The organism is Dysgonomonas sp. HDW5A (genome assembly GCF_011299555.1).
Classification (GTDB): Bacteria; Bacteroidota; Bacteroidia; order Bacteroidales; family Dysgonomonadaceae; genus Dysgonomonas_A.
Window position 1 is genome coordinate 2,461,966 of the sequence record NZ_CP049857.1, and the last position, 16,214, is coordinate 2,478,179.

The window sequence follows — 16,214 nt, forward strand, 5'->3', positions numbered from 1 at the left end:
AAGATATTGAGTAAAATAGTTATCACCAGAAAAGATGTTGTATGGGGATATGTAGCTCAAGGCTGTAATATTGGGGCTAATATTTTCATATTGCCTGCTATTTTTCGTTATTTACCATCCAATACGTTGGGTATTTGGTACATTTTTGTCAATCTCGGCATGTTTGCCACACTTATCGGTTTGGTGTTTCAGACCTCTTTTTCCCGCAATATATCTTATGCTTTTGGCGGTGCTACTTCTTTGATTAAAGAGGGTATTGATTCTGATGCCGATGTGTTGGGAGAATCTAATTTTCCACTGATCAAAAGCCTTATACATGCTATGCGTCGCTTTTATGGCTACGTGTCAGCTGTTATGATCGTTTTTCTGATACTGATTGGTTCGTTATATATTCGCCACTTGTCTAGAGATTTGCACGATCAGGATGTTATTATAACTTCTTGGATTCTCTATTCATTGAGTGTTGTAGCCAGTTTTTATTGTCTTTATTTCAGTTGTATACTTCAAGGACGCGGATATATTAAAGAATATAATCAGCTTGTCATCATCAACAGGTTGGTGTACATGGTTTTGGTTTTCGGACTGTTGTATTCGGGATATGGAATCTTAGGAATTGCAATAGCCAATTGTATCTCTACTATTATTAATTTTATTGTAGGAGATATTTTGGCATATAAAGATGGACTAAGACAAACTCTTAAACAAACTAAAATACAGGCTAAAGACCTCATGGGGATTATTTGGCAAAACACCTATAAATTGGGTTTGGCTAATATGGCATTATTTTTTTCCACAAGAGGAAGTCTGTTTTATGCTTCTTTGTTTTTGCCTCTGGCTACTGTAGCAAAATACGGGTTGAGTATACAGGTGGTAAATGTCTTTGGAAGTGTATCTTTACTTTATTACTATAGCTATTCAACTTATATTTCGCAAAGTTGGGTGACTAAAGAACTGGATGTTATTCGTCGTATTTATTCCAAGAGTCTGGTGCTTTTCTTATTCATATATATTGTAGGTTGTATTTCAATATTGCTTTTTGGTGATTGGGCGTTAGATTTTATTGGTAGTGGTACTACGTTTTTACCTACTTTGCCTTTGGCGTTATTATTTGTAGTGTACTTACTGGATTCTAATCAGACATTGGCGTTGAATTTAATATCTTCCGAAAATAAAGTACCTTATCTGGCATCATCTTTATGGTCGGCATTAGGGATTTTCATTCTGATACCTGTTTTTATTCGGTATTTTGATTGGGGAATTGTAGGAGCTATTTTAGCGGTTGGTGTTGTTCAGCTTTGTTATCAGAACTGGAAATGGGTTTTGACTGTTTCCGAAGGGTTTGGTATGAGCTATGTGCAGCAGATTAAGTACGGAGTGTCTAATTGGCTAGGTAAAGAAAGGAGCTGGTAATGAATGAAGTTTTAGAGAAAATAAGACGACCAAGTATATTCATTCTGTTATTGATTCTCAATCTCAGATTCCTGTTTACGGTTGTGTTGGGGGAAAGGCAAGAGATATTGACTATTCTCACTTTTTTCTTTTTCCTTTTGTCGTTCGATTATACAGCCATGCGTCGGGAGTATTTATATTGGTTGGGGATACTTATTATCGTATCTCTGGCACAATTCACACCTTATAAACAGAATGTGCTGACCCCTATTGTTTTGATGCAATGTATATCGACACTTAATCTTAAAACCTATTTACGATACAACATAATTATATTGGGAGGCACAGCCTTGTTAATGCTTCTGTTTGTGGGAACAGGACAGATGATTCAAGCGGAAGCCATCAGTACAATACGCATACGTTACGATTTTGGCTACGGACATCCCAATGCAGCGGCACTTTATTATTGGGGACTGTTTATTTCGATATTGTTATATTGTTATGTCTCCAAGTATCGTAATTTTATATGGATACTCCTGGCCTTTTTGCTTTTAGTATCTACTTATTTGTATGTGGAGACCGACTCACGTAGCTTTATTTTTGCAGTAATAAGCTTTATTCTGGTCTTGTGTTATTTTAGTTTGCGATCAAGATTTAAACGAGATTACAGAATCGGTTATTCCCGATATGTACTATATCTGTTGCCGATCGTATTTGTGGTATTGACTATTTATTTTGCCATAAATGTGAATGATTATCCTGTCTTAAATATACTGTTAAGCAAGAGACTTACTTTATATAAAGAGTTATTGGATGGGTTAACCCCTTTGCAATATCTTTTGGGTACAACGGCATTCGATTATATTATCGTTGATAACTCGTATCTGCATTTGTTATTCGAAGCAGGAGTTTTAGTCTTTGTTTATTTTGTGTGGCTATGGTTCTTTGCGGTAAAAAATATGGTAAAACAGCAGAGTTTTATTTTAATAGCGGTTTTTATCAGCTTTTTGGTATACGGATTGATGGAATCGTTGTTATTATATAGTGTGATAATTGGTAATAATATTTTCTGGGTATTATTATATCGTTATCGATACGAGGAAGATGAGTTATTTGATCCTGAGTCGAAGGTAGATTGAATATAATCATATGTGTTTGAAATAATGAGCGACTATTTTGTTATATAATAATCTGTTGAATTAAAGAACAACTCGAAAAATGAAAATAGTATATTGTCTCATCGATTCATCTCAAGCGGGAGGAATGGAGCGTAGCATCTGTTGCAAGGCTAATTACTTTGCAGATGTTATGGGATATGATGTGACTATAATTGCAACAGATAGGGAATCAAGAGAGAATTTTTTTGACTTCTCTTCTAAAATACATTTTTTCGATTTATGCATAAATTATCGAGAGTTAGATGGACTACCTTTCTTCAAACGACTAAAGAATCAGATACAAAAAAGAAAAGAACATAGACTCCGCTTAGAACAGATTCTGAAAAAAATACAAGCCGATATAGTCGTTTCGACTTGTACGCATGAAGTTTCTATGCTGTGTAAGATGAAAGATGGTAGTCGGAAAATAGCTGAGAGCCATTTATCTAAAGACCATAAAAAAGTAGATGTGAGTTTAAGTAATCAATCGTTATTATCTAAGATTTTTACTTTGATAACTGATTTTCGGAGAAAGCGATTCCTCAAATATTACGATGCTTTGGTAGTACTTTCCGAAAGTGAAAAAAGACTTTGGAAAGGGTTTAATAATCGTATTGTGAGTATTCCTAACTCTTTGCCTTTCTTTTACGATTCCACTACGGACTGTACCCAAAAGAGAGTAATAAGTGTAGGACGTTTGAGTAAAGAAAAGGGTTTTTCATATCTGATTGATGCGTGGCGATCAGTCTCTCAAAAATATTCCGATTGGGAATTAGTAATTTTCGGGAACGGTGTTGAGCTTGAAATCTTACAAAAACAAATTTCAGATTTAGGACTAAAAAATAATATCCGAATACATTCTTCGGTGAAAAATATTTCAGATGAATATCTGAAAAGTTCTCTCTATGTGATGCCTTCAATAAGCGAGGCATTTGGCTTGGTTCTTCCTGAGGCTATGTCTTGCGGATTGCCTTGTATTGCTTTTAAGTGTTCGGATGGATTATCTGAAATCATAAAGGATGATGAGAACGGCTTTTTAGTGGAAACTAGAAATATAGATAAACTGTCTGAGAAAATATCTTTTTTAATTGAGAACGAGCAATTAAGAAAGCAAATGGGGCAAAATGCAAGAGCAAGCATACAGCGTTTTCTCCCTGAGAATATTATGCCTCAATGGATAGACTTATTTTCTAAGATTATAAAACAGTAAATGAAAGTACTTCAGATCAATAAATATCCATCACTAAAAGGGGGAACGGAGACTGTTTTATTTGAGACAATCCGTTTACTTAAAGAGTCTGGATATGAAGTGGTACTCTTATCAACAGATGAGGGAGAGATTACTTATGCACCTACTTATACAATTTCATATCCTGATCGTAATGCTTCGTTAATAAAAAGAGTGTCTAATTTGCCTTCTTTTTTTTATAATAGGTCTGCGGTTAAAGTTTTAGAATCTGTTATCAAAAAAGAAAAGCCAGACATTGTACATATCCATTTATATCACAATAGTTTTTCCAATTCGATAGTACCTGTTCTAAAAAAGCATAATATTCCTGTTGTCATGACTTTACATGAATATCGTCAGATTTGCCCATCTTATTTATTGTTGGATAAAAATCAGCATATTTGCGAGAAATGTATTGATGGAAATTATTTCCATTGTATGTTTACACAATGTGCTAAGGGTAGTTTAATTGAAAGTTCCCTTTTAACGATGGAAATGTTTTATAGGCGAATGTTTTATAAAACAGAAAAGTATGTCGATAAATTTATTTGTCCGAGTGATTTTGTTTATCGGAAGCATTTATCTTTTAATAAAAAAATAGCAGATAAGTCTGTTGTGATTTATAATCCGGTTAAAAAAATTTCTTTAGAGAATATAAATAAAGGTGATTATCTGCTGTATTTTGGGAGATTGTCCCATGAAAAAGGAATTCAGACATTGCTATCAGCTATGAAACAATTGCCGGATGTAAAGTTGAAAATAGCAGGTGTTGGTGATTTACTTTTTAATGATATTCCCCCGAATGTAGAGTTATTAGGATTTAAAAGACAGGAAGAATTAGTGTCAATTATAAGGAAGGCTTTATTTGCTGTTGTTCCTTCTCGAAGCTATGAAACATTTGGGTTGTCGTGTACCGAAAGTTTATCACAAGGTACTCCTGTTATAGCTTCAAATATAGGGGCTATTCCAGAGATTGTAGAGCATCGCAAAAATGGTTTTCTTTTTGACGTAGGGAATGTCAGCAGTTTAGTGAAAACTATTTCAGAGGCAATATCTTTGTCAGATGAAGAATATATCCACATGGCAGAGGCAGGACAGCAGAGTCTGATTAAATTTTCAGCAGATAAGTATATAAAGAGTTTACTGTCTATATACAAAGAATTGATTAGTAAATGAAAATAGCCATATTAGGAACCAGAGGCATCCCCAATAATTATGGAGGATTTGAGCAGTTCGCAGAATACCTGTCTGTCGGATTGGTCGAGCTAGGACATTCTGTGACAGTATATAATGCGCATTTTCATGAATACGATCAGCCGGAGTTCAGATGTGTTACCATCAGAAAGATATATAGTCCTGAGAAGCAAATAGGTGCGGCCGCTAATTTTGTATATGACTACCTGTGTATGAAGGATGCTTTGAAACAGGATTTTGATATTATTTACGAAGCCGGCTACCATAGTAATGCACCCTCTTATTATTTGCTAAAGAAAAATTCGCCCATTGTAATAACCAATATGGATGGGATAGAATGGAAAAGAAGCAAGTGGAATTATTTTACTCGTCAACTGATTAAGAAACTGGAGAAAATAGCAGTTCGTAAATCTGATTATTTAGTTTCCGATAATTCAGCAATCCAAGAATATTATAAGAAAGAGTTTAATGCAGAATCGTTTTGTATTGCTTATGGGGCTGACATAGTTGAACACTTCGATAAGGAGTTGCTATCTCCCTATAATGTGACAGCTAATAATTATTTTCTCGTGATCGCCCGTTTAGAACCTGAGAATAATATCGAAATGATTCTTGATGGATACGTCTTATCGAATGATTCCCGTCCATTTTTGGTAATCGGTAATGCGGGAACAAAATATGGAAGATTTCTTCAAGCAAAATATCGCAATACTAATATTCATTTTCTGGGTGCAGTGTATAAAAAAACGGTATTGGATAGCCTTCGCCATTATTGCACTCTGTATTTTCACGGGCACTCTGTGGGAGGTACCAATCCTTCATTGTTAGAAGCAATGGCTTCTCAAGTGTTGATTGCTTCACATGATAACGAGTTTAACAAAGCGGTGTTGAACATTAATGCTTTATACTTTGTTAAGGATACAGAAGTCGCCTCTGTGATTTGTAATATTAATTCTTTAGGTGACGAAAAAAAGAAGATTTTTATAGAGAGTAATAAAGCACAAATTATCAATAAATATTCGTGGAAGTCAATAGTGTTTCGGTATGAGAGTCTATTCAATGAGATTCTGAAAAAGAAATAGTATTAGATTTAAGGATTCTATATGCAATGTTAACAAATATTTCAGTTTGCAGCATGCTGTATTTATATGTTATGTAGCATTATTTGTGTTTTTTGCAACCTTAAAATCTCGAAAAATTAGATCGTAATTGGTATTCAGTAGATTACTAGATATAAAAAAATTCTATCTGATTTTAATAACTTAAAAGAATGATTCCTTAGATACTATCTCTTATATTTGTAATATGAAAGAATTTACGTCCCATATAGATTACCTGATACAGAAGCATGACTGTGTGATTATACCGGATTTTGGAGGTTTTGTATTGAATCGTGAAGTGGCTAAAATAGCTGCCGATGGTTCTATTACACCACCAAGGGTTACCGTTGGTTTTAACCCCGATCTTAAGTATAACGATGGTTTGTTGGCGGAGTCATATATGAATGCATATTCTATATCATATGATATTGCTTGCAAACGTATCGGAGATGTGGTGAAGAGGTTGAATACGATCCTTGCTTTAAGACAACCCATACAATTAGGATTGTTGGGTAAATTGTCACAAGAAACGGATGGCCGTTTGAGCTTTGAGCCTAATCATAATATCTCAGCCTCTCATTCAGAAACATTTGGATTGTCGGTGCTGGATATTAGAAGATTGGTTGATATTCAGGAAATACAGAAAGTATCTATTGTCAATAATAGACGCTCGATTTATAAAAGAGTATTTGCCGGAGTTGGTGCAACTGCAGCGGCTATTCTGGTCTTTTTTGTCACTTCTACTCCTATTTCTGAGAACGAAAACAATAATGTACAGAAATCAGGATTTTTTACAGATTTGATTTCGGCTTCCGCTAACCATTCAAATTCTATCGAAATTTTATCTGATAGTTCATTAGATATCTCTTCTCTGGAGGAAATTATAAGTGAAACCGATGTTGAAGCTCCGATTACAGAAGTTGAGGTAAAGAAAGAAGAACCTAAAATAGAAAAGGTTGTTCCTGCTGTTACTCAAAAAGCAGAACCTGCAAAGGTTGCCAAAGCTACTACTGTTGCAGAAACTCCTACCGTGAAGAAGGCTGTTGAACCAAAATTCTTTGTTATAATAGGTAGTGCTGGCAGCAAATCAGAAGCACAAAAAGCTCTTAAGACGTTTAAGGATAGAGGATATAAGGATGCTAATATAGTTAATTCAGGAGACCGTAATAGAATATATGTAGCGTCTTTTGAAGACAAAGCTCAAGCTGAGAAATACTTGGCTTCATTTAAGAAGAGTAATCCCAAATTAAACGATGCTTGGGTGTTTACAAAGAGAAATTAATATATCCTATATTATAGAAATAAAAAAGAGCTGTCTGTAAAGGCAGCTCTTCTTATTTGTACATATTACTTTACTTGAAGAGGTATTCCCGAAACCATCAGATATACCTTATTGGCTTTAGATGCAATATATTGATTTATCCACCCTTGCAGATCCATAAATAATCTTTGTGCTTTATTTTCAGACGTTCCTCCTAATCCGATTTCATTACTAACGAAAATAAATTGAGCTTCTTGCTGAATTAGCTTATCAAACTCTTCCTTTATCATAGCTAGAGATAAATCTACATCCGAATTGTTGTCAAAGAAAAAGTTTGTAGCCCATAAAGTAACGCAATCTACCAATACAACCCTGTTTTCAAGCCGATGGTTGCTTAATTGCTTCTCTTCTTCTATATTAGTCCATTCAGTGCCTCTGTCTGCTTTGTGGCGTTCGATACGCTTTTGGTGTTCTTCGTCCCAAATTCGCGAAGTTGCCAGATAGACCGGGTTTTCAGATAATGATAGAGCTATTTGCTGAGCATAGCTGCTTTTTCCGGATCGTTGTCCTCCTGTGATAAATATAATTTCTTTAGCCATTTAGTCATCATTCTTTTTACGTTTATATAAAAAGTCGTGCCAGCGTTCTTCATCTGTTCCTTCTTGAAACATATCGAATCGAGCCATCGTAAAGAAAAGATCAGACAGACGGTTTATAAATTGCAGTATATTTGCCGGAACTTCATCTTGTTTATTCAACGTCCATAAACGGCGTTCGCTTCTTCTTGCAATGGTTCTGGCCAATTGTAAATGAGCTGAAGCAAGTGTTCCTCCCGGTAAAACGAAGGTCTTACTTTCGCCCATTCTGTCAGTCATACTATCCATACATACTTCACAGAATTTGGCAAGATCTTCGGGGAGCTTATTCGGATTCTTTTCCCGCATTTCGGAAGGAGTTGCCACATGAGACATAACCACCATTAATTCGGTTTGAATCTTGAATAATATAGCCTGAAATTCATGTTCTCGTGGAAGGTATGCCCGTACTACACCGATCATCGAATTTAATTCATCTATCGTTCCGTTAGCTTCGATACGAATATCATCTTTATCTACTCGTTGACCTCCATGTATGCCTGTTTTGCCTTTATCGCCACCTTTAGTATATATTTTCATGATCAATTTAATTAAGTAAAGGAAATATATTGGTAATACTCAATACGATGATTATTAAAATCATAAGTATTTCTGTTCGTTGATTTATGTTGACTGCTACCTGCATATCTTCAGTAGTAATAGCTCTGTCTGTAGTTCCTATATAGGGTTTATCCACTAATTGACCAAAATAATAGTTTGGTCCTCCAAACCGGCAATTGAGGATACCTGCTAAAGCTGATTCGGGATATCCTGAATTCGGACTGGCATGTTGTGATCCATATTTAGAAATGAAAGATAGTAAAGACAGCCTACTGCTGACAATGAGCATTAATAGGGCAGTTAATCGGGCAGGAACATAATTGGCAATATCATCGATATGTGCTGCCCAACATCCAAAATCTTTGTACCGTTCGTTTTTGTATCCGATCATCGAATCCAGTGTATTGATCATTTTATAGGCGACCATACCCGGTACTCCTAATAATAGGTACCAGAAGAGTGGTGCTATAACTCCATCGCTCAGATTCTCGGATAAAGTTTCGAGTGCAGCTGTCCGTATTTGCTGGGGCGATAATTGAGATGTATCTCGTCCGACAATTCGGGCGACCTGTTTGCGTCCGTCTTCTGTCGATTTGTCGGTTGCGATGAAAACGTCTCTCACTTCATCTGCAAGAGTTTTTCCTGCCAGACAGAAGAATACCATTATGGCATTGAATCCTATCGCTAAATATGGATTTATAGAGATCAGCCCTTTATTTAGATAGAGGAAAAGAAGAAAGCATCCTACAATCAAAAATATAGAAAAAGCTGCCCCTTTGAATATTTTGGACCTACCTTTATTCAATAATTTTTCTCCCCTTGCTATTATTTTCCCAAAGGCTACAACCGGATGAGGGAGTGACGACGGGTCGCCAAACAACCGATCTGCAATCCATCCAATAATAAGTGGTATTATCAGTAAAAGAATACTACTATTGGTATATTCTAAAGTCATAACAGTCTTTGTTTTTTATACTACCCAATCAATAGAGAGGTCTGAGACCTTGTCCATTCTCTGATCGCTTTTACTAGTAGGTTATTATTTGATTCTTCTTGCACTGCAATGCGAAGGTAGCTTTCATTCAGTCCTCTGAAATTAGCAGCATCTCGAATTAGAAAGCCGTACTTTTCTACTAGATACTTTTTGAGATCAGCAGCCTTGCCTAGTTCTAATTGGCACAGAAAGAAGTGCATTCCCGAAGTATATACTTTGATTCCCGATATTTCCGCCAATTGCTTTTGTACACGTTGAGACTCTTGTAAATAATCAGAGAAATCATACGACACATTGTCTAATAAATATAAACCTGCTAATTGAGCCAATTGATTCACTGACCAAGGCATGCTGTAATGCTTTATCTTGTCTATCTTATTTTTTTGAGCAGTAATATAGCCCAAGCGTAATCCGGGAATTGCATAGCATTTGGTTAAAGAATGAAGCAAAACGACATTGTTGAATTTCAATGCTTGCGAAGCACTCCAAATTATTTGGTTAGTAAATGCTGCATACGATTGATCTATAACAAAGCAAGTGTTCGGATTATTTGATATTATTCTTGCCAGGTATTCTTTGTCGTATATTTCGCCTGTCGGGTTATTCGGATTACACAACCATGCCAATTGTGTGTAGGGCTGAATATCTTCTAATGAATCGATATAGTAGAGATTGTGGTCATGTATCTCGCAAGCATCCTCATATTCTCTGAATGTTGGGATCAGTACCGCAGTTTTACTCTCTCTAAACGCTTGGGCAATGAGGTAGATTGCCTCTGTAGCTCCGTTTGTAACGCCTACTTCATCCTTTGAGATTCCCAACTTTTGTCCGATCAACTTTCTCAATGTCAGTGCATCGGGTTCAGGATAAGAATGTATTGAAGAAATATTTGTCCACAGATACTCTTTCAGGTCTTTCAGATCAAACTTATTGTATACATTAGAGCTGAAATTACTTACAATCTTGTGGTCGAATTGATAGGCGTCATCGCCATGTCCTGTTATCATCTCAGGTCGTCAATATTTTATACACCAAATCCATATTTACATTTTTGCGTACATGGTCGGCCAATTTATTATACTGTTCTTCTTTGTATGCTTTAAAATCGAAAGGTTCACTTGATAATTTTTCAGCATAAGGTTCGAGTAAAAAATCAATGAATGCTCCGTTATCTAAGATACCGTGGATGTATGTGCCGAAGCATTTTCGGTTAAGGTAAAAGCCATCGGTAGTTCCGTCGGTCAAACGATTGAGGGGATTTTCTTTAGCACCTTCAACAGGAACTGTTGTACCCATGTGTATTTCGTAGCCTTCGCATGACGACTCAGAATCAAGAAACGAAAATTGAACTTGCCGTGTCACTTTTTCGCCTTGCATTTCCGTAGAGATAGGCAGAAGTCCTAATCCCGGTAATCGTTCTATTGATCCTTCTACATGCAATGGGTCGCATACTTCCTGTCCCATCATTTGGTAGCCACCGCAAATACCCATCACTGTGGCTCCATCTTTATGGGCTTTGACTATACTTTGGGCAACACCATTGCGTCGTAATTCGTAGAGATCCGAAAGTGTACTTTTACTTCCCGGAATTAGTATTATATCGGCTTTCTCAATTTCATCTGTATTATTAGTATAATATAAATGAACACGGGGATCGCGTTCGAGCATATTGAAATCGGTGAAATTGGACAAGTGCCTGAGCAGTATAACCGCAACATTTACTTTATCGTGCGATGCCTGTAGATTCTTGGTTTGAAGCATTACAGAATCCTCTTCTTCGATGTAAATATCTTTGTAATAAGGCACAACTCCTATGACGGGAATCCCACAAAGGTCTTCTATTATCTTTACACCCGATTCAAAGAGCCTCATGTCGCCTCTGAATTTATTGATAAGAATGCCTTTGGTATGTTTTCGTTCTTCTTCCGTCATAAGCATTATGGAGCCGTAAACACTAGCAAATACTCCGCCACGATCGATATCTGCCACCAGAATAACATCAGCTCCTGCATGTATAGCCATAGGGAGGTTTACAATATCGGTTTCGCGTAGATTTATTTCTGAAACACTTCCTGCACCTTCCATTACGATGGGATTAAACCGCTTTTCTAAACGATCAAATGCATCATTTACTGCATTTCGGAGAACATCACGCCCTTCTTTCTTGAAGTACTGATAAGCACTTTGGTTCCCATATGGTTTTCCGTTTAATACTACTTGAGCTACTTTATCGGTAGTCGGTTTCAGTAGCAACGGGTTCATATCCGTATGGCAAGGAATACCTGCGGCTTCTGCCTGCACGGCTTGTGCCCGTCCTATTTCCAGCCCTTCGGGGGTTGCGAAAGAGTTGAGAGCCATATTTTGAGCTTTAAAAGGTGCGGGATGATAACCATCTTGCAAAAATATGCGACAAAAAGCGGCTGCAATTACGCTTTTGCCAACATCACTGCCTGTTCCGGCAAACATGATTGGTCGGAGTTTCTCCATGAGATCAAATACTAGTCTAAATTTAGATACAAAGGTATGAATTTGCGCTTAAGTAGGAGTCAAGTATTGAATGATATATTTCAGAATTGGAACAATCTCCGGTTGTTATGTTTGTCAAGACAGATAAAAGGTGTGTGCCTTTAAAAGGTACGTGTTTGATCGATTTGTTTCTACAAAAGAATCTGTAATGAATTATGTACCAGCTTAAATTATCACTCTGTATAGTATATCTGACTATGTCATAGTTAAAAGAACAAAAAAGTTCCCATTTGTTCAAAAAACGTTATTCAGTAAAGAAATAAATGTTAATTTTACACCACCTATAAATTCGAAGCCGTAAATACTGATTGAGCCAACATCTCGACTTGCTGTTTACCTGAATTTAATAGTATACTATGAAATAATTTACTGTAATCTATATACGAAAAATAATTATAATTAACCATATAAAAAATATTCCAAAACCATGAAAACTGCTGCAATCCAAGAAAAATTTCAGTCATTATTTGGCGAAGGTGGTGTAATATACACTGCTCCCGGACGTATTAACCTGATTGGTGAACATACCGATTATAACGGTGGATTCGTATTGCCGGGTGCCATAGACAAAGCTATGTATTGTATAATAAAACCCAATGGTACACCTGACAGGGTAAGAGCATATGCTTTAGACCTCGAAGAGATGGACGAATTTGGATTAGATGATATTCCAATCAAACAATGGGGTAAATATATTTATGGAGTATGTCTGGAAATGATCAAGAGAGGAGCCAAGATACAGGGCTTTGATGTTGTGTTTGCAGGAGATGTGCCATTAGGTGCAGGAATGTCTTCTTCGGCAGCACTCGAAAGTTGTTTCGGATTTGCCTTGAATGATATGTATAACTTAGGTTTCGACCGTTTCGAACTAGCTAAAATAGGACAAGCTACCGAGCATAACTATGTAGGTGTAAAATGTGGTATCATGGATCAGTTTGCATCCTGCTTCGGAAAAGAAGGATCGCTTATCCGTCTAGATTGTCGATCATTAGAATACGAATATGTACCTTTCAATCCTAAAGGATATCGATTGGTTTTAATCAATACATGCGTGGAGCATGAGCTGGCATCTTCTGCTTACAACAAGCGTAGAGAGTCGTGTGAAAATGCAGCCTCATATATCCGTAAATATCATCCCGAAGTAGAATTCTTGAGAGATGCTACATTAGATATGTTGAAAGAAGTAGCTAACGAGGTAAGTGCAGAGGATTATATCCGTGCAGAATTTGTGATCGAGGAAATTCAACGACTGTTGGATGCTTGTGAAGCACTAAAGAAAGGTGATTATGAAACTGTCGGCAAAAAAATGTATGAAACTCATATCGGCTTAAGCCGTAAATACGAAGTGAGTTGTCCTGAATTGGATTTCTTAAATGATGTTGCCCGTCAGTGCGGTGTAACTGGCTCTCGTGTTATGGGTGGAGGTTTCGGAGGTTGTACCATTAATCTTGTGAAAGATGAGTTACATGATGGTTTTATCAAGCGTGCAACCGAAAGCTACGAACAAAAATTCAAAATCAAACCTAAGGTTTATGATGTGATAATCAAAGACGGTGCAAGAAAATTGTAAGATAGCCGACCTTTGGATTATTCTGTTAAGTAAAACACATATAGAAAGTTATAATACCAAAATATAGCAATACATATTTTTTGGTACTTATAAAAAATCACAGATAGTCGATAAATTTTATTTATAATTGAGGTTTGACTTATTTAAATAATTGCTACTTTTGTTTTCTAAAGAAAGCTCTTTATGTCTAAAAAAAGTTTTTCATAAAGAGCTTTTCAGCATATAGGTCGTATTTAATATGTATAGCCTTGTTTTCAAGGGGTAACTGTCAAATAGACTTATGCTTACCAAAATAATAAAAGGTCTGAGACCTAAAACTGATTAATTATAAATAAAATTATCCTATGCATAACTGGTTTGAATGCAAAGTTTCCTACGATAAAACGATGGAAAACGGAACGCTGAAGAAAGTAACCGAACCTTATTTAGTGGATGCTTTGTCATTTACAGAAGCCGAAGCTCGTATAATAGAAGAGTTGAAGCCATATATATCCGGAGATTTTACAATTGCTGATATCAAGCGAGCTAAATTAGCTGAATTATTCTTTAACGAAAATGGCGATCGCTATTTTAAAACTAAGATCTATTTTATCACACTGGATGAAAAGAGCGGAACTGAAAAGAAAACAGCAGTGAGTATGTTGGCTCAGGCTTGTGATCTTAAAGAAGCTTTGGCTGTGATTGAAAAAGGAATGGAAGGTACCATGGCTGATTATGTGATTGCATCAATCAATGAAACTATGCTTATGGACGTTTTTCCTTACGAAACAGCAGAGAAGACGAAGATAGAATATCTGAAAGAAGAATAAATATGAGTATAAGTGCAAACCTGGATGCTGTAAAATCTTTACTGCCCGAAGGCGTAAAGTTGGTAGCGGTGTCTAAGTTTCATCCCAAAGAAGCTTTAGAGAAAGCTTATGCAGCAGGGCAACGGGTCTTTGGAGAGAGTCGGGTGCAAGAACTTGATAGTAAGCAGGAGGTTTTACCGAGAGATATCGAGTGGCATTTAATAGGGCACCTACAGACTAATAAAATAAAGACAGTAGTCCCTTATATTCATACAATTCAGAGTATCGATAGTTGGAAAGTATTATCTGAAATCGATAAATCGGCATCCAAAGTAGGTCGCAAAATAAATTGTTTGCTTGAAATCTATATTGCTCAAGAGGATAGTAAGTATGGTTTTACTTTTGATGAGTGTCGAGATTTACTGGAAAATGAAGATTGGAAAGCTCTGAAGAATATTCAGCTTGCAGGTGTAATGGGGATGGCAACCAATACTGATGATGAAAATCAGATTAGGCAAGAATTCAGATCACTAAAGGTGTTCTTTGATGAGCTTAAACAGAAGTATTTTAAGTATGACTCCTGTTTCTGTGAGATATCTATGGGTATGTCGCACGATTATAAGATTGCTATTGAAGAAGGATCAACTATAATCAGAGTAGGGACATCTATTTTTGGAGAAAGAGAATATTAAGGTCTCCGACCTTTTTATTGCTTAGGTAAGTAGATAACCGAAGCATGTTATGACTAAACAATATTGCAGTAATATTTGCTGCCTTTAAATTGATAATATCCATTAGTTAATAATGGTCATTTATTTTATCGCATATGAACATACAACAGTTGGAATACATTATTGCGGTTGACAATCATCGTCATTTTGCAAAAGCTGCCGAGGCATCTTTTGTGACGCAACCCACATTGAGTATGATGATACAGAAACTTGAAGACGAGTTGGGGGTGAAAATCTTTGATCGTAGTCAATTGCCTGTGCAACCGACACCTATCGGGACTCAGATAATAAATCAGGCTCGTGTTATAGTGTCACAAGTGAAGCAGGTGAAAGAAATAATACAAGAGGAAAAAGGAATTGTAAAAGGCGTCTTTAAGTTGGGAATTATTCCGACTATTGCCCCTTACCTTCTTCCTAAACTAATGCTTAGACACGAAGAAAACGGATACGATATAGAGCTCTTTATAGAAGAGACTACAACAGGGCAAATTATTGATGCCCTCCTTAATGGATCATTGGATGGAGCTATTTTGGCAACACCTTTGAAGAATGATAAGATTAAAGAGCATCCTATCTATTACGAACGATTTTATGCTTATGTTTCACCTCGTGAAACTTCTTTGTATGCCAAAAAAGAACTCGAAGAGGATGATCTGAATATTAATCGTTTATGGTTACTTGAAGAAGTTCATTGCTTCCGCAGTCAAATATTGCGTATTTGTAACCTGCGTAAACGTAAGAGTTCTCATTCACTATTTACTTACGAGGCCGGTAGTATCAGTACATTGATAAATATTGTGGATAACAACAGTGGTTTAACCATTATCCCTGAGATGGCTATTGAGCAGCTTAACGATAAGCAAAAGCAAAATATCCGCCCATTGAAAGGTATATCTCCTGTTCGTGAGATTAGTCTTGTTACACGTAAAGAATTCTTACGCGAACGAGTTCTAGGTATTATTATTGACGAAGTAAAAGGGTCAGTACCTCCCGCTTTATTGAATGAGGATTTAAGAAAATTTGTTGTGGATATTTAATCTGCTATATATCGATATACTTAAAAAGGAGGTCAATTCGATC

At 36.3% G+C, this 16,214-nt stretch carries 15 protein-coding genes; 10 read left to right on the forward strand and 5 right to left on the reverse strand.

Annotated elements, in window-relative coordinates; genetic code table 11:
• The first annotated feature begins 6 nt into the window (after positions 1 to 6).
• The 6 genes from wzx to G7050_RS10265 all read left to right on the forward strand — a co-directional run bounded on the left by wzx (position 7) and on the right by G7050_RS10265 (position 7,350).
• On the forward strand, positions 7 to 1,410 hold the full coding sequence (gene wzx / locus G7050_RS10240; protein ID WP_166114852.1) for an O-unit flippase-like protein: 1,404 nt from the start codon (positions 7 to 9) through the stop codon (positions 1,408 to 1,410).
• Positions 1,410 to 2,528 (forward strand): O-antigen ligase, encoded by a 1,119-nt coding sequence (locus G7050_RS10245; protein ID WP_166114854.1) that lies wholly within the window; start codon positions 1,410 to 1,412, stop codon positions 2,526 to 2,528. The genes wzx and G7050_RS10245 overlap by 1 nt, the downstream gene beginning before the upstream one ends.
• Before the next feature lie 79 nt (positions 2,529 to 2,607).
• Entirely contained in the window at positions 2,608 to 3,756 is a 1,149-nt protein-coding gene (locus G7050_RS10250; RefSeq protein ID WP_166114857.1) for a glycosyltransferase family 4 protein, read from the forward strand.
• A complete protein-coding gene (locus G7050_RS10255) occupies positions 3,757 to 4,950 on the forward strand; it encodes a glycosyltransferase family 4 protein (RefSeq protein ID WP_166114859.1) in 1,194 nt (397 codons plus the stop codon).
• Complete coding sequence (locus G7050_RS10260; RefSeq protein WP_166114861.1) at positions 4,947 to 6,050, forward strand: DUF1972 domain-containing protein; 1,104 nt, start codon at positions 4,947 to 4,949, stop codon at positions 6,048 to 6,050. Before G7050_RS10255 ends, G7050_RS10260 begins: the two co-directional genes overlap by 4 nt.
• A gap of 223 nt (positions 6,051 to 6,273) precedes the next feature.
• Complete coding sequence (locus G7050_RS10265) at positions 6,274 to 7,350, forward strand: SPOR domain-containing protein (RefSeq protein WP_166114863.1); 1,077 nt, start codon at positions 6,274 to 6,276, stop codon at positions 7,348 to 7,350.
• A 65-nt stretch (positions 7,351 to 7,415) separates the two neighbouring features.
• Here G7050_RS10265 and cobU read toward each other — a convergent pair whose 3' ends face one another.
• Genes cobU through G7050_RS10290 form a run of 5 tightly spaced genes read right to left on the reverse strand, consistent with a single transcriptional unit; the run spans position 7,416 to position 12,006 of the window.
• Complete coding sequence (gene cobU, locus G7050_RS10270; protein ID WP_166114866.1) at positions 7,416 to 7,928, reverse strand: bifunctional adenosylcobinamide kinase/adenosylcobinamide-phosphate guanylyltransferase; 513 nt, start codon at positions 7,926 to 7,928, stop codon at positions 7,416 to 7,418.
• Positions 7,929 to 8,504 (reverse strand): cob(I)yrinic acid a,c-diamide adenosyltransferase, encoded by a 576-nt coding sequence (locus G7050_RS10275; protein ID WP_166114869.1) that lies wholly within the window; start codon positions 8,502 to 8,504, stop codon positions 7,929 to 7,931. It lies immediately after the preceding gene.
• Positions 8,505 to 8,511: 7 nt separating this feature from the next.
• On the reverse strand, positions 8,512 to 9,480 hold the full coding sequence (gene cbiB, locus G7050_RS10280; protein ID WP_166114873.1) for an adenosylcobinamide-phosphate synthase CbiB: 969 nt from the start codon (positions 9,478 to 9,480) through the stop codon (positions 8,512 to 8,514).
• A gap of 20 nt (positions 9,481 to 9,500) precedes the next feature.
• A complete protein-coding gene (locus G7050_RS10285; protein WP_166114876.1) occupies positions 9,501 to 10,526 on the reverse strand; it encodes an aminotransferase class I/II-fold pyridoxal phosphate-dependent enzyme in 1,026 nt (341 codons plus the stop codon).
• 1 nt (position 10,527) lies between these two features.
• Positions 10,528 to 12,006 carry a cobyric acid synthase gene (locus tag G7050_RS10290; RefSeq protein ID WP_166114879.1) on the reverse strand — a complete coding sequence of 493 codons (1,479 nt, stop codon included), beginning with the start codon at positions 12,004 to 12,006 and terminating at the stop codon, positions 10,528 to 10,530.
• Positions 12,007 to 12,472: 466 nt separating this feature from the next.
• Between G7050_RS10290 and galK the strand changes: the two genes are divergently transcribed.
• The 4 genes from galK to G7050_RS10310 all read left to right on the forward strand — a co-directional run bounded on the left by galK (position 12,473) and on the right by G7050_RS10310 (position 16,171).
• Complete coding sequence (gene galK / locus G7050_RS10295; RefSeq protein WP_166114882.1) at positions 12,473 to 13,615, forward strand: galactokinase; 1,143 nt, start codon at positions 12,473 to 12,475, stop codon at positions 13,613 to 13,615.
• A 344-nt stretch (positions 13,616 to 13,959) separates the two neighbouring features.
• Positions 13,960 to 14,424: a DUF4494 domain-containing protein gene (locus G7050_RS10300; protein ID WP_166114885.1), complete on the forward strand. Its 465-nt coding sequence runs from the start codon at positions 13,960 to 13,962 to the stop codon at positions 14,422 to 14,424.
• Between the two features lie 2 nt (positions 14,425 to 14,426).
• A complete protein-coding gene (locus G7050_RS10305) occupies positions 14,427 to 15,095 on the forward strand; it encodes a YggS family pyridoxal phosphate-dependent enzyme (protein WP_166114888.1) in 669 nt (222 codons plus the stop codon).
• Between the two features lie 134 nt (positions 15,096 to 15,229).
• Positions 15,230 to 16,171, forward strand: a complete 942-nt coding sequence (locus G7050_RS10310) for a hydrogen peroxide-inducible genes activator (RefSeq protein ID WP_166114891.1) — start codon at positions 15,230 to 15,232, stop codon at positions 16,169 to 16,171.
• Positions 16,172 to 16,214: the final 43 nt, after the last annotated feature.